9 protein-coding genes, 1 tRNA gene and 1 pseudogene are annotated in these 12,695 nt (G+C 69.1%); 7 read left to right on the top strand and 4 right to left on the bottom strand.

Annotation, left to right across the window (positions count from 1 at the left end):
* Nucleotides 1-19: 19 nt before the first annotated feature.
* Nucleotides 20-1,627 (top strand): MFS transporter, encoded by a 1,608-nt coding sequence (locus tag ACVBEQ_RS09890; protein ID WP_447152961.1) that lies wholly within the window; start codon nucleotides 20-22, stop codon nucleotides 1,625-1,627.
* Nucleotides 1,628-1,851: 224 nt separating this feature from the next.
* On the opposite strand, the gene ACVBEQ_RS09885 is transcribed toward ACVBEQ_RS09890, so the two are convergent.
* Nucleotides 1,852-1,924 (bottom strand) — tRNA-Lys (locus ACVBEQ_RS09885).
* Between the two features lie 202 nt (nucleotides 1,925-2,126).
* Between ACVBEQ_RS09885 and ACVBEQ_RS09880 the strand changes: the two genes are divergently transcribed.
* On the top strand, nucleotides 2,127-3,467 hold the full coding sequence (locus ACVBEQ_RS09880) for a hypothetical protein (protein ID WP_447152960.1): 1,341 nt from the start codon (nucleotides 2,127-2,129) through the stop codon (nucleotides 3,465-3,467).
* Between the two features lie 25 nt (nucleotides 3,468-3,492).
* Here the strand turns inward: ACVBEQ_RS09880 and ACVBEQ_RS09875 are convergent, their stop codons facing one another.
* Both ACVBEQ_RS09875 and ACVBEQ_RS09870 read right to left on the bottom strand, forming a co-directional pair.
* Entirely contained in the window at nucleotides 3,493-4,227 is a 735-nt protein-coding gene (locus ACVBEQ_RS09875; protein WP_447152959.1) for a maleate cis-trans isomerase family protein, read from the bottom strand.
* The gene (locus tag ACVBEQ_RS09870) at nucleotides 4,224-5,069 is read right to left on the bottom strand and encodes a hypothetical protein (RefSeq protein ID WP_447152958.1); all 846 of its coding nucleotides are present in this window, start codon (nucleotides 5,067-5,069) and stop codon (nucleotides 4,224-4,226) included. Before ACVBEQ_RS09870 ends, ACVBEQ_RS09875 begins: the two co-directional genes overlap by 4 nt.
* A 173-nt stretch (nucleotides 5,070-5,242) precedes the next feature.
* On the opposite strand from ACVBEQ_RS09870, the gene exaC reads away from it, so the two are divergent.
* Both exaC and ACVBEQ_RS09860 read left to right on the top strand, forming a co-directional pair.
* Nucleotides 5,243-6,766 carry an acetaldehyde dehydrogenase ExaC gene (gene exaC / locus ACVBEQ_RS09865; RefSeq protein ID WP_447152957.1) on the top strand — a complete coding sequence of 508 codons (1,524 nt, stop codon included), beginning with the start codon at nucleotides 5,243-5,245 and terminating at the stop codon, nucleotides 6,764-6,766.
* On the top strand, nucleotides 6,766-7,179 hold the full coding sequence (locus ACVBEQ_RS09860; protein WP_447152956.1) for a DUF779 domain-containing protein: 414 nt from the start codon (nucleotides 6,766-6,768) through the stop codon (nucleotides 7,177-7,179). The genes exaC and ACVBEQ_RS09860 overlap by 1 nt, the downstream gene beginning before the upstream one ends.
* A 98-nt stretch (nucleotides 7,180-7,277) precedes the next feature.
* On the opposite strand, the gene ggt is transcribed toward ACVBEQ_RS09860, so the two are convergent.
* Nucleotides 7,278-9,134, bottom strand: a complete 1,857-nt coding sequence (gene ggt, locus ACVBEQ_RS09855) for a gamma-glutamyltransferase (RefSeq protein ID WP_447152955.1) — start codon at nucleotides 9,132-9,134, stop codon at nucleotides 7,278-7,280.
* Nucleotides 9,135-9,522: 388 nt separating this feature from the next.
* Between ggt and trpS the strand changes: the two are divergent.
* From trpS to ACVBEQ_RS09840, 3 genes and pseudogenes are all read left to right on the top strand, one after another.
* Nucleotides 9,523-10,536: pseudogene (gene trpS, locus ACVBEQ_RS09850) on the top strand (tryptophan--tRNA ligase); the annotation flags it as partial.
* A gap of 136 nt (nucleotides 10,537-10,672) precedes the next feature.
* The gene (locus ACVBEQ_RS09845) at nucleotides 10,673-11,314 is read left to right on the top strand and encodes a hypothetical protein (protein WP_447152954.1); all 642 of its coding nucleotides are present in this window, start codon (nucleotides 10,673-10,675) and stop codon (nucleotides 11,312-11,314) included.
* The gene (locus ACVBEQ_RS09840; protein WP_447152953.1) at nucleotides 11,311-12,681 is read left to right on the top strand and encodes a sensor histidine kinase; all 1,371 of its coding nucleotides are present in this window, start codon (nucleotides 11,311-11,313) and stop codon (nucleotides 12,679-12,681) included. The genes ACVBEQ_RS09845 and ACVBEQ_RS09840 overlap by 4 nt, the downstream gene beginning before the upstream one ends.
* The last annotated feature ends 14 nt before the right edge of the window (nucleotides 12,682-12,695 follow it).

Raw genomic sequence — 12,695 nt, 5'->3', positions numbered from 1 at the left:
TGGAAAGGGAGAACACCCCATGTCAACTCCTGTCGCCGACCCACCCGAGCCGTCGGCCACCGCCGACTCGCCATGGGCGCCGCTGCGCCGCAACGCCTTTCGGTGGCTGTGGATCGCGTCGCTGGTCAGCAACCTCGGCGCCTGGATGCAAACCGTCGGCGCTCAATGGCTGCTGGTCGAGGGTGACGCCAGCAACCTGGTGATCTCCCTGGTCCAGACGGCGTCCAGCCTGCCGGTCCTGCTGCTCACCGTGCCCGCGGGTGTCGTGGCCGAGTTCGTCGACCGGCGCCGGATGCTGATCTACCTGCAGGCATTCCAGGTGGCGATCGCCGCGGCCCTGACGTTGTTGACGATCACCGGCGCCATCAGTCCAATCCTGTTGCTGACCTTCACGTTCCTGTTGGGCTGCGGTGCCGCCGCGCAACTCCCCGCGTATCAGGCGTTCGTCCCGGACCTGGTGCCCAGGGTCGAGATCCGCGCCGCCGCGTCGTTGAGTTCCCTGGGGATCAACCTGGCCCGCTCGCTGGGACCGGCCATCGCCGGTGCGCTGGTGCCCGTGATCGGGGTCGGCGGGGTCTTCGGTCTCAACGTGCTGACCTTCGTCGTCTTCGGGGTGGCGCTGGTGTTCACGCCGGCACCACCCGTACCGACCGGCGCACGGCAAGCGTTCCTTTCCGGTCTCCAGGCCGGCGGCCGGTATGTCCGGAACGCGCCGCGGGTGCGCCGGATCCTGCTGCGACTGGTGCTGTTCGCGTTCCCGGCGAGCGTGGTGTGGTCCCTGCTCGCGCCACTCGCGCACGATCAACTCGGACTCGGCTCCGCCGGCTACGGGGTACTGCTCGGCGCGGCGGGCGTGGGCTCTGTGGCCGGTGCGCTACTGATGCCACAGCTGCGCCGCAGACTCTCCGCAACGGCGATCGTCGCGGCCTCGGGCGTCGTGTTCGGGCTCTCGATGATCGTCGTGGGCACCGTCCGCTGGACGCCGGTGGTGATCGCGGCGCTGCTGGTCGGCGGGGTGGCCTGGATCGCGGTGATCGCCGGGATGAATGCCGCGACCCAGGCGTTCCTCCCGGCCTGGGTACGCGCCCGGGCACTGTCGATCTACCAGGTCGTGCTGTACGGCACCTTCACGCTGGCGGCCATCGCCTGGGGTGCGCTGGCCAACCGGATCGGTCTGACCGCAACCTTTGTCACCGCCGGCATCCTGCTGCTCGCCGGGGCAGCAACGGCTCGGCGCTGGCCCCTGCTGGACCGGGACATCGGCTCGCGCGAGACCGGCCAGGTGTGGCCGCTGCCGGAGGTGACCCTGCTCGACGGGGCCGAAGCGGACCCGGTGCTCGTCAGCCAGCGCTACCACGTCCCGACCGACCGACAACTCGAGTTCTTCACCGCGATGACGGATGTGAAGCGGTCCAGGCTGCGGACCGGCGCGACGACTTGGGAGCTGTACCGGGACGGCCGGGACCCTGACTCCTTTATCGAGCAGTTCAGCGTGCCGACCTGGGCGGACCACATCGCACAGCACGAGAACAGGATGACGGACTTCGACGCGACCGTGGAACACCGGGCGGAGTCTGCTGCGGCGCGCACGGAGCCCGCCGCGCACTGGTTCCTGGTCAAGCGGTAGCTCGCGGCCGCGATGTCAGGATTGAGCGTCGGCGTCAGGCGTAACCCGCGAGGAATCCGGCTCGATCGCGAACAGTCTGAACGATCGGTTCCTAGGCGCTGCGGCCGGTCAACCGTCGGCTCGTGGCTGGGAGACAGCCGAAGTTCGCCTCAATCAAAAGTGAGGTCTGAAATGCGAGTGATGTGGCCAGCCGATCATCGGTGGCCCCTGACCTGCAGAAAAAGTGCGCCATCAGGGACTCGAACCCCGAACCCGCTGATTAAGAGTCAGCTGCTCTGCCAATTGAGCTAATGGCGCATGGCCCGACCTCGCGGCTGAACCGGCACTGACTGTACAGGCTCGCCCCCGCCCGACTAAATCCGCAGGCCAGAGCCCATCAAGCGGACAGACGGTAAGGTGAGCGGGGTCACTCCGGGGAGCGCACTGTCGCCTGCCCGTGCTCGAGGAAGGTGGTGGTCGCGATCGGACTTCCATCGGCCGACCGCCCCGGGCCACGCGGATGTTGACCAGTTCCGGCGCCATCGGACCTTATTCGGCGCTACCCAGTGGTGCGAACGCGCGCCGTCACCGAGGTGCGCTGGAACGCGCCTACAACGCCTTCATCTCCACCGGTTCGGTAGCCACCCTCCGTCCGGTGGTCGCCGACTCATGGCGGCTGTCCAGGGCCAGCGGCGTCAGCCCGGACGGCGTGCTGCCTTCTGTCGACCTGGTCGACAGCGAGTTGGAGGAGTACCGCTCCGCCCATCCACTGGCCGCCGTGATGCCGCTGATCCGCCGATTGCTGATCGACGAGGCGGAGGATGCCGGCGCGATCGTCGTGGTCGCGGACGCCGACGCGCGTCTGCTGTGGGTGGAGGGTGACGCGGCGCTGCGCCGCGAGGCGGAGCGGATGAACTGGGTGGCCGGTTCCCGCTGGGACGAGCAGACGACAGGCACCAACGCTCCCGCGGCGGCGATGAGGCTCAATCACGCGCTGCAGGTGTTCGCCCGCGAGCACTACGCCAGCAATGTCGCGGCCTGGTCCTGCACGGCTGCGCCGATCCATGATCCGACCACCGGCCGGGTTCTCGGCGCCCTGGACATCACCGGCCGGGACGACGTCGCCGCCCCCGCGGTGCTGGGCCTGGTCCGCGCCGCCGTCGCCGCCGCTGAGACCGAACTGCGGATCCGCGCACTGTCCACACCGGCGAGGCCGGTGTCGGTGTCAACCCCGCCCAGACTTTCCTCGCCCGCCGTGGCGACGGCGCCGTTCTCGCTGCGCGTTCTCGGCAGGGACCGGGCGCTGCTGTCGAATGACGGCTCGGGCGCGGAAGCCGAAGGCGCAACGGAACTGTCCGTCCGGCACTCCGAATTGCTCTTCCTGCTGGCCCGCCACCCGGAGGGCTACACCGCCGACCAGCTGGCCGTTGCCCTGCACGAGCGTGACGTCCCCGCCGTCACCGTCCGCGCCGAATTGAGCCGGCTCCGTTCGCTGCTGCCGGGCATCGGGCTTGCCGGGCGGCCGTACCGGGTGGCTGCGGGACTGCGCACCGACGCGGGCGCCGTCCGCGCGGCCTTGGCTGCCGGTGACGTCCCCGGGGCTGTTGCACAGTATTCCGGCCCGATCCTGCCGTCATCGGAGTCGCCGGAAGTGCTGTCCGAGCGCGACCAGTTGGGACGCGAGATGCGTTCTGCCGTCTTGCGTTCCGACGATGCTGCGGCAGTGCTCGCCTTCGCCGAAGGCCCCAGCGGTCGGGACGACGTGCTGATCTGGCGGCATGCCGTCGAACTGGCGGATCCCGCGGTCCGGCCCGTGCTGACCGAGCAGCTCCGGCGGATGGACCTCTCGCTCGGTCTGTAGCGGTCGGCAACGCGGAGCCGGCCGGTCACGCGTGCGTGGGCACGCCGCTCGAGAGCAGTGCCCCGCCACCAGGGACCGACGGTTCGAGATCGAGTGCCGCTAGCAACGAACGCACCGTCGCGGTCGCCGCCGACAACGTGGAGAGCCCGGTTCGCTGCTCCGCCGCCTCGATGGCCGCCAGCGACGGCATCTGCACGCACGTCGACAGCACCACTGCGTCGGCGTTCGTCAGGTCCAGCCGGTCGGTCAGGGTGACGAGTTGCTGCGGGTCCAGCCGGCCGACGGCCCGGTTGTCCGTCACGTTCAGGCTGATCGCATCGACGACCTCGATCCCGGCATGGGCGAGATAGTCCACGACCTTTGCGGTCAGCGGGGGAGCATACGGCGCGATCATCGCCACCCTGCGCGCGCCGAGCGCGGTGATGCCGTCGATCAGCGCCCCGGCACTGGTGACCACCGGGGTGCCCCCGGAGGCGGCACGGAGACGGTCGGCGGATCGCAGGTGCGCTCCCGGTCCGGCGGCCATCACCGCCACCAGGCACGCGTACGCCAGCACATCGCACTGGGCGTCGGCGAGTTCGACGGCGCAGCGGTCGCTCCCGGCGTCCATCGCGGCGAGCGCCTCGGCGCTGACCGTCGTCATCCGCATGCGGGCCGAATGGAAGGTGAACCGTTCCGGTCGCCGGCCGAGCAACTCGGGCACCTCGGTCTCCATCGTGACGTTAGAGCTGGGCACTATCAGGCCGATCCGATGGCTCATCGGTCCGACAACCGCTCGCTGTAGTCGCGCTGGGTCAGCCGGGTCCGTGCCTTCGGGCCGAGCACCAGACCGAAGCCGAGTCCGTCGAGCACTGCCCGCACGTCGTCGACGTGCAGCGACCCGTGACGCTCCAGGATCAGCTGCGGCCGCGGGTCGCCGGGCACCCGGACGATGCGCTGAAAGCCGAGGATCGTCGTCGACATCGGGAGGTAGCGCGTGTATCTCGCTCGCGCCGCCACCTCGTCGGGGTGCTCCAGCAGGACGAAGCCGGGCTCCTCCCCGAACTCCGCGTCGAGCCCCGCGGCCGTCCAGTGGGCGGGGGAGTCATCCGCACCGGTGAGGTGCCGGGAGCGGTTCGCGGAGGTGATGTACAGGAAGTCGTCCCCGGTTTCCTGGAGTGAACGCAGCAGGAGATCGTTCGACGGGCACGCGTAACCGGGTGCGATCACCTGTGCGGTCCGGACGTCGCCGACCGGGAACGTCAGGTGGTCGGGCACGTGCCGGGCGGCCGGGCCGAGGAAGCCGAACGGTCCCAGCCCGAAGAAGCTGTCGATGACCTGCAGAACGGAGCGGCGGGTCAGGCCCTCCGGCAGCAGACCGAAGTCCCAGACGTCGGGGATCCGGGACGGCGGAGCGGTGATGCTGCCGACCTGGTCCGGTGGGCGGCCCTTCATCAGATTGATCCCGCGAACCGTGGCCCGATCGGCGCGGGTGGTGATGACATAGAAATTGGCGAAGGCATGGCCGATCGAGTGACCGGCGGCCAGCTCCGCAGCGGCGTAAGCCGCGTCGTCACCGATCAGTCTTCGCAATGATGGCGCGGCAGCTGGTGCAGCCGTCATGGTTCCCCCCATGGTGTGTGAGCAGTGGGTGAGAGGGGCTGCGTCACCCGCGTGATACGTCGAGGCCGCAACTCCAGTGACCTGCGTCGCAACGTTGTCGCAACTGTCGGGTTCCTACGGTGCACAGCACAGGACGGCTCGATCGGGGCCGTGCATCGACAAGGAGGTCGACTTTGACCGTTTACGTTCCCCCGGGACAGCCCGGCAGCGTCGTCAGTTACGAATCCCGTTACGACAACTGGATCGGCGGCGAGCGGGTCGCCCCCGTGAAGGGCCAGTACTTCGAGAACGTCTCCCCGGTCAATGGTCAGGTGTTCTGCGAGGTCGCCCGGTCGACCAAGGAGGACGTCGAGCTGGCGCTGGACGCAGCCCACGAGGCCGCTCCCGCCTGGGGAAAGACCGCTCCGGCAGAGCGCGCCGTCATCCTCAACAAGATCGCCGACCGCATCGAGCAGAACCTCGAGAAGATCGCCGTTGCCGAGAGCTGGGACAACGGCAAGCCGGTCCGGGAGACGATCGGGGCCGACATTCCGCTGGCCATCGATCATTTCCGCTATTTCGCCGGTGTCATCCGAGCCCAGGAGGGCTCGCTGTCGCAGATCGACGAGGACACCGTCGCCTACCATTTCTATGAGCCGCTGGGTGTCGTCGGGCAGATCATCCCCTGGAACTTCCCGATTCTGATGGCAGTCTGGAAGCTGGCCCCCGCGCTGGCCGCCGGCAACGCGATCGTCCTCAAGCCGGCCGAGCAGACGCCGGCATCGATCATGCTGCTGATCGACATCATCGGCGACCTGCTGCCGCCGGGCGTGCTCAATATCGTGAACGGCTTCGGTGTCGAATGTGGGAAGCCGCTCGCGTCGTCGAACCGCATCCGCAAGATCGCCTTCACCGGGGAGACCACCACCGGCCGGCTGATCATGCAGTACGCGTCGGAGAACCTGATTCCCGTCACGCTCGAACTGGGCGGCAAGTCGGCCAACGTGTTCTTCGCCGACGTCCTGCGCGACCGGGATGCCTTCTACGACAAGGCCCTCGAGGGCTTCAACCTGTTCGCGTTCAACCAGGGTGAGGTGTGTACCTGCCCGTCCCGCGCGTTGGTCCAGTCCTCGATGTACTCCGAGTTCATGACGGACGCTGTGGCGCGCACCGAGAAGATCATCCAGGGCAACCCGATGGACACCACCACCATGATCGGTGCGCAGGCGTCCAACGACCAACTCGAGAAGATTCTGTCCTACATCGAGATCGGCAAGGCCGAGGGCGCGAAGGTGCTGACCGGCGGACACCGGGCCGAGATGTCCGGCGATCTGGCCGGCGGGTACTACGTGACACCGACCATCTTCCAGGGCGACAACTCGATGCGGATCTTCCAGGAGGAGATCTTCGGGCCGGTGCTCGCGGTGACCTCGTTCGACGACGAGGCCGACGCGCTCAAGATTGCCAACGACACCCTGTACGGACTCGGTGCGGGCCTGTGGACCCGCGACAACGCCACCGCCTACAACATGGGTCGTGGGATCCAGGCGGGCCGGGTCTGGACGAACTGCTACCACGCCTATCCGGCGCACGCCGCGTTCGGCGGCTACAAGCAGTCCGGCATCGGTCGGGAGAACCACAAGATGATGCTGGATCACTACCAGCAGACGAAGAACCTGCTGGTGTCGTACTCGCAGAACGCCCAGGGCTTCTTCTGATGCCGGCGGAGGCCGCGTCGGGGTCCCGGATCGCTCGTGTCGAGCTGTCCGAGAAGGCGGTCGCCCTGCTCGCCGAGTTGACGGAGACCCATGGGCCGCTGATGTTCCATCAGTCCGGAGGCTGCTGTGACGGGTCCTCGCCGATGTGCTACCCGCAGGGCGAGTTCCGAACGGGCGCAGTCGATGTGCTGCTGGCAGAGCTGGATGCTGGACTGCCGCAGACCATCCCGTTCTGGATGTCGGAGTCGCAGTTCGCGTACTGGAGTCACACGCACCTCACTGTGGATGTGGTTCCCGGGCGGGGCAGCGGGTTCAGCGTGGAATCGCCCACGGGGCAACGGTTCCTGATCAGGTCACGGTTGTTCACCGATGAGGAGTCCGCCCAACTCGTCGAGGTGACCCACGGCGGTTGACCTTCCGCCGTCTCATGACCCGACCGCACCGCCGTGGAACCATCCACGGCGGTGCGGTCGATCCATGTCTGCGCCCCGGCGGCCGTGACCGCCGCAGGTCAGTCCGGGCGCACCACCATCGCCGACCCGCCACCGCGCCGGGTCGTCTCGGCCGCGGCCTCGAACCGCCCGCCGGGAAGCAGCCGGATCGCTGTCGCGGCACCGATCTCCGGCGTCACCGCCAGGGTGTGGCCCAACGCGACGAGGCCGGCGCCGTCCGGGCCGTTGAAGATCGCCGGCTCCGCCTGGCTGCTCGCGCCGTTCCGGGACGACAGCCGCGGCGCCGCGATCGCGTCGACCAGCGGCAGCCCGCGGTCGAGATGACCGAGCAGCACCTGGGTCACCGTGGTGATGATGGTCGCTCCGCCCGGCGAGCCCAGCGCGAGCACCGGCCGGTGCCGGTCCATGACGATGGTCGGGCTCATCGACGAGCGCGGCCGCTTCCCGGGTCCGGGCAGATTCGGGTCGGGAACGCCTGCGGTGGTCGGGACGAAGTTGAAGTCGGTCAGCTCGTTGTTCAGCAGGAACCCGTAGCCGGGCACGGTGATCCCGGACCCGCCGGTCGCCTCGATGGTGAGCGTGTACTCCGCGACGTTGCCCCAGCGGTCGGTCACCGTCAGGTTCGTGGTGCCGTGCTCCTCCTGGGCCGCCTGCGCCGAGGCGGGCGCAGGGGTGCAATCCGAATACCGACCGTCGGGTCGCCCGAACGGGATGGGACGGGGATGCGCGACGTCGGGATCGAAGAGCTGGCAGGCGCGCTCGTCGGCGAAGCGCTGGGACAGCAGCTGGCGGGTAGGCACCCGCGGCACGTGGCCGATCCACCTGTTCCGGTCGGCGAACGCGGTCGCGTTGGCCTCGGCGAGGCGGTGCAGGTACTGCACCTGTCCGACGTCGGACAGTTCCTGGCCGGTCTGCCGGTCGTACGCCTCGATGAGGTTGAGCGATTCGCCCACGGTGATGCCGCCCGACGAGGGCACCGGCATGCCGTAGATGGTCAGGCCGCGGTAGGTGCTGCGGGTGGGTTCGCGGAGCAGTGCCCGGTACCGGCTGAGGTCGCGCCGGGTGATCTGCCCCTGGAAGACGTCGACCCCTTCCGCGGTGCGCGGCCGGCGAGCAGCGTCCACCACGGCGCGCCCGAGTCGGCCCTCGTACAGGGAGTCGACGCCGTTCAGTCGCAGCGTCCGGTAGGCACGGGCCAGGTCGGGATTCCGGAAGGTGCTGCCGACGACCGGCACCGCGTTGCCGGGCAGGTACGTGCGGACGGTTTCCGGGAAGCGGCGGAAACGCGTCTCGTTGTCACGTGTCTGCTGCGCGAACGTCTCGTCCACGATGAAACCACGTTGTGCGAGCCGTTCGGCCGGTCGCAGCAGCTCCCGCAGCGACCGGGTGCCGAACTTGTGCGCAGCCTTCTGCCACAGCGCGGGGGTCCCCGGCACGCCGACGGACAGGCCGGAGCTGACCACCTCGGCGAAGGCGAGCGGCTCGCCCGCCGAGTCGGTGAAGGTGCCACGGTTGAAGCTCGCCGGCGCGGTCTCCCTGCCGTCGATGGTCTGCACCGCGCGACTTTTCGCGTCGTAGTAGACGAGGAAACCGCCGCCGCCGATGCCCGCCGAATACGGCTCGGTGACGCCGAGTGCGGCCGCCGTCGCGATGGCAGCGTCCGCGGCGTTGCCGCCGGCGGCGAGGACCTCGATCCCGACCCGGCTGGCGTCGGCGTCGACGCTGGCCACCGCGCCGCCTCGCCCGGTCATCACCGGCACCTTCGGCAGCGGGGGGCCAGGTGGATGGGCATGTCCGGCCGTGGTCGGGGACGCCGCATTCACCGCCTGCGCAGTGCCGGAGAGCAATGGTGCGGTGCCCAGTGCGGTCACGATCGCGACGAGGACAGGGAGCATCCGGAACGAACTACGGGTCATCCGTCACCTCCAGGCGCCGGGTGCCGGCGATCGAGTGACCGCGGTCACAAACCGGCCGAAGGCGCGAGGTTACTGCCGTTAACGGTCTGCGGTCCAGCGGTGGATCCCGCCCGTCCGGTTTCGCCGGATTATTGGTGTGGTTCGGGTTGCCCCGCCCTGATAGCGTTCGCTCCCATGACATCTCGGAACCTCACCCCGCACCTGAACTGGTGGCGGACCGCCTGACGGCGTTCCGCGATGTCCACGACCTCCGGCCGCCGCACGAGCGGCCGGGTCGACCTCCGACCAGCGCCATGTCCCGCCGAGTTCGGCGTCGGACAGCCGGCCGCGCGTTCGGCAGCCCCGATTCAGGGAGCTGACCATGACCATCTCATCACCGATGAGCACCATGTTGACCGCCGAGGCGCCCAACCCGGGCCCCGACGCGCGGCCGGGCCTCCACGTCGTGACCGGCGACCGACCGACCGGTCCGCTGCACCTGGGGCACTACCTCGGGACGCTGGCGAACCGGGTTCGGCTGCAGGAGCAGGGCGCTGACGTCACCGTGATCATCGCCGACTACCAGGTGATCACCGATCGCGAGTCGCCCGGCCCGCTCCGCCAGCGGGTGCGGAATCTGGTCGCCGAGTATCTGGCCGCCGGTATCGACCCCGACCGGTCGGTCATCTTCCCGCACTCGTGCGTCCCGGCGCTGAACCAGTTGATGCTGCCGTTCCTGTCCCTCGTCAGTGACGCCGAGCTGCATCGCAACCCGACGGTCAAGGCCGAATCGTTGGCGTCACGGCGAGCTCTGAGCGCCCTGCTGCTGACTTACCCCGTGCACCAGGCGGCCGACATCCTCGGCCTGCACGGCGATGTCGTGCCGGTCGGCCGCGACCAGCTGCCGCACCTGGAGCTCTCGAGGGTGATCGCCCGCCGGTTCAACGATAGGTACGGGCCGGTGTTCGGCGAGCCGGAGGCACTGCTGTCCGACACCCCGTTGGTGCTCGGGATGGACGGGGCGAAGATGTCGAAGACCCGCGGCAACGCCATCCTCCTGGGCGACTCGGAGGACGCCACCGCCGCCGCGATCCGGGCGGCCCGCACCGACAGCATCCGGCGGATCACCTTCGAGCCGCAGACCCGGCCGCAGGTCGCGAACCTGCTGTCGATCGTCGCGGCGATGTCCGGTTCATCGCCGCTGGGGGTCGCGGACGGGATCGGGGACGGTGGTGCCGCCGCGCTCAAAGCCAGGGTGATCGAGGTGGTCAACGAGTCCCTGCGCGTCTTGCGGCGCCGTCGTCTCGAGCTGCTGGCCGACCCGGCACACCTGGACGGCGTGCTGCTCGACGGGGTCGCGCGGGCGACGGCGGTGGCCTCCCGGACGCTCGATGAGGTCCGCACCGCGATGACGATGAACTATTTCGGCACCGTCCGGGGCCCGAACCGCCTCGATCCCCCCGGCGCAGCGCAGGGGATGCGGTACTAGTACCAAGGTCCGATGGCGGGCGGCCCATCCGCCGAGGGAGAAAGGAGACACACAACCGAGAGGATTTCTCATGAAGCGCCTTCTGTTGACCACCGGAATTGCCATCGTCGCCGCCGTCCCCGCCGCCCTCGGGCTGATCGGGAACGCATCCTTCGGGGAGAGCGTGCCGGTGCAGATACCGTCCAGAGCGACCCTGCTCGACGACCACGGAAGCTCCATCTCGCGAACCCCGGAGCAGATCACCAGCTCGGACGACAGCACGACCACCGCGCCGTCCACCACGACAGCGCCGTCGACCACTGAAACGTCCAGCACTGCACCGACCAGCTCACCGACAGCCCATGGCCGGCACCACGGCAGCAGCATGGCCACCAGCTCCGATGACGACCCGGCATCGACCGAAGACCACTCGCGGGAGGCGGAGCCGGGCGACGACCACGGTGGCCTGCGGTCCGGTGGCGAGGTGGAACCCGGCGATGACGCATCCGGTCACAACGGCGGCGGCAACGGGGACGGCTCGGGATCCGGCAGCGGCCGTTCGGGCGGCAGCGACGACAGCACGAATGACGGCAGCGGCGACGACAGCGGTCACAATGGCAGTGGCAGCGACGATAGTGCCGCCCACGACAGCACCGATGACAGCACCGACGACAGCTCTGACGATGACGGCGGCGGTCGCCGTGGAGGGGATGACCGTGCCGGTCATTCATGAGCACGACTGAATCTCGGACCCGCCCGCCGTGGACAACTGTCGCGGCGGGCAGTCCCGTGCGCCCCGACGTCCCGGTTCGCCGGCGACGCGTCATCATCCAGGTCATCGTCGGCGCGGTGATCGTGATCGTCGCCGTCGGTCTCGTCGGCGTGGTGGCGGCACGTCGGCTGGCCGAAGCCGAGGCGGTCAACGACGCCGCGAAGACCGCAGACCTCCTGGCGGACTCCGTCGTGCAACCCGAACTCGCCGACGGCCTGGTGATCGGAGACCCGGCGGCGATCGCGACGATGGACAGCGTCGTTCGTCAACACGTCCTCGGCGGCTCGATCGTCCGGGTCAAGATCTGGGACGCCCAGGGCCGCATCGTGTACTCCGACGAACCGGCGCTGATCGGGGAGACCTTCCCCCTGGAGCAGGAGGAGCGGGAGGTGTTCACCACCCCCGCCACCCGCGCCGACATCTCGGATCTGCAGGCGCCGGAGAATCGCTACGAGCAGGGCAACGGCAAACTCCTCGAGGCCTACCGACCGGTGTGGACGCCGTCCGGTACGCCCCTGCTGTTCGAGACCTATTTCCGTTACGACGATGTGACCGAGCGCAGCGGCCAACTCTGGCGCGGGTTTGCCGGTATCACCCTGAGCAGCATCCTGGTGCTGGTCGTGCTCCTGCTGCCGGTGCTGTGGCGACTGCTGGATCAGCTCAACCAGGCCCAGGCGCAGCGAGAAGCGTTGCTGCAACAGGCCCTTGACGTCTCCACCCAAGAGCGGCGGCGCATTGCCGGTGCACTGCACGACGGCGTCGTCCAAGATCTCGCGGCCACATCGTTCACCGTGGCCGGATCCGCGGAACGGGCCGCGGCCCTTGGCCAGGTCGCGCTGGCAGAAGGATTGCGCGGCGCCGCCGCCACTGTCCGCACGAGCATCGGCGGCCTGCGTTCGCTGCTGGTCGACATCTACCCGGCCAGCCTGGCGACCGCGGGACTGGCCGCGGCCTTGGAAGATCTCGCCGCGAGCGTTCGTGCGCGCGGCATGTCGGTGTCGGTCGACATCGGCCCGACACCCGGGCTCGATGCCACCGGCGAGCGCTTGATCTTCCGGGTGACGCAGGAATGCCTGCACAATGCGGTGCGGCATTCCGCGGCGACGGAGGTGGCGGTGCGCCTGCGGGCGACGAAGGAGGGTGTCCTGCTCGACATCCAGGACGACGGAGTCGGTTTCGACGCCGAGCGGGTGCTGACTCATCCCGAGGAAGGACATTTCGGAGTGCGGATCATGGGCGACGTTGTCGCGGAGGCAGGCGGGATCCTACGGCTGGCCAGTGCGCCTGGTGCCGGAACCCATTGGCAGCTCACGGTGCCGGTGCGATGAGCGCGCCCGCCGGC

This window comes from Nakamurella sp. GG22 (assembly GCF_052976845.2).
The sequence above is the reverse complement of the archived record's forward strand: the minus strand, read 5'-3'. Positions and strand labels throughout refer to the sequence as shown.

What these genes read in the sequence shown, in the direction of transcription:
- ACVBEQ_RS09840 (WP_447152953.1), top strand. Translation starts at nt 11,311, where the DNA reads ATGAGCACGACTGAATCTCGGACCCGCCCGCCGTGGACAACTGTCGCG.
- ACVBEQ_RS09880 (WP_447152960.1), top strand. Translation starts at nt 2,127, where the DNA reads ATGTTGACCAGTTCCGGCGCCATCGGACCTTATTCGGCGCTACCCAGT.
- ACVBEQ_RS09875 (WP_447152959.1), bottom strand. Translation starts at nt 4,227, where the DNA reads ATGAGCCATCGGATCGGCCTGATAGTGCCCAGCTCTAACGTCACGATG.
- ACVBEQ_RS09890 (WP_447152961.1), top strand. Translation starts at nt 20, where the DNA reads ATGTCAACTCCTGTCGCCGACCCACCCGAGCCGTCGGCCACCGCCGAC.
- ACVBEQ_RS09870 (WP_447152958.1), bottom strand. Translation starts at nt 5,069, where the DNA reads ATGACGGCTGCACCAGCTGCCGCGCCATCATTGCGAAGACTGATCGGT.
- ACVBEQ_RS09860 (WP_447152956.1), top strand. Translation starts at nt 6,766, where the DNA reads ATGCCGGCGGAGGCCGCGTCGGGGTCCCGGATCGCTCGTGTCGAGCTG.
- ACVBEQ_RS09845 (WP_447152954.1), top strand. Translation starts at nt 10,673, where the DNA reads ATGAAGCGCCTTCTGTTGACCACCGGAATTGCCATCGTCGCCGCCGTC.
- ggt (WP_447152955.1), bottom strand. Translation starts at nt 9,134, where the DNA reads ATGACCCGTAGTTCGTTCCGGATGCTCCCTGTCCTCGTCGCGATCGTG.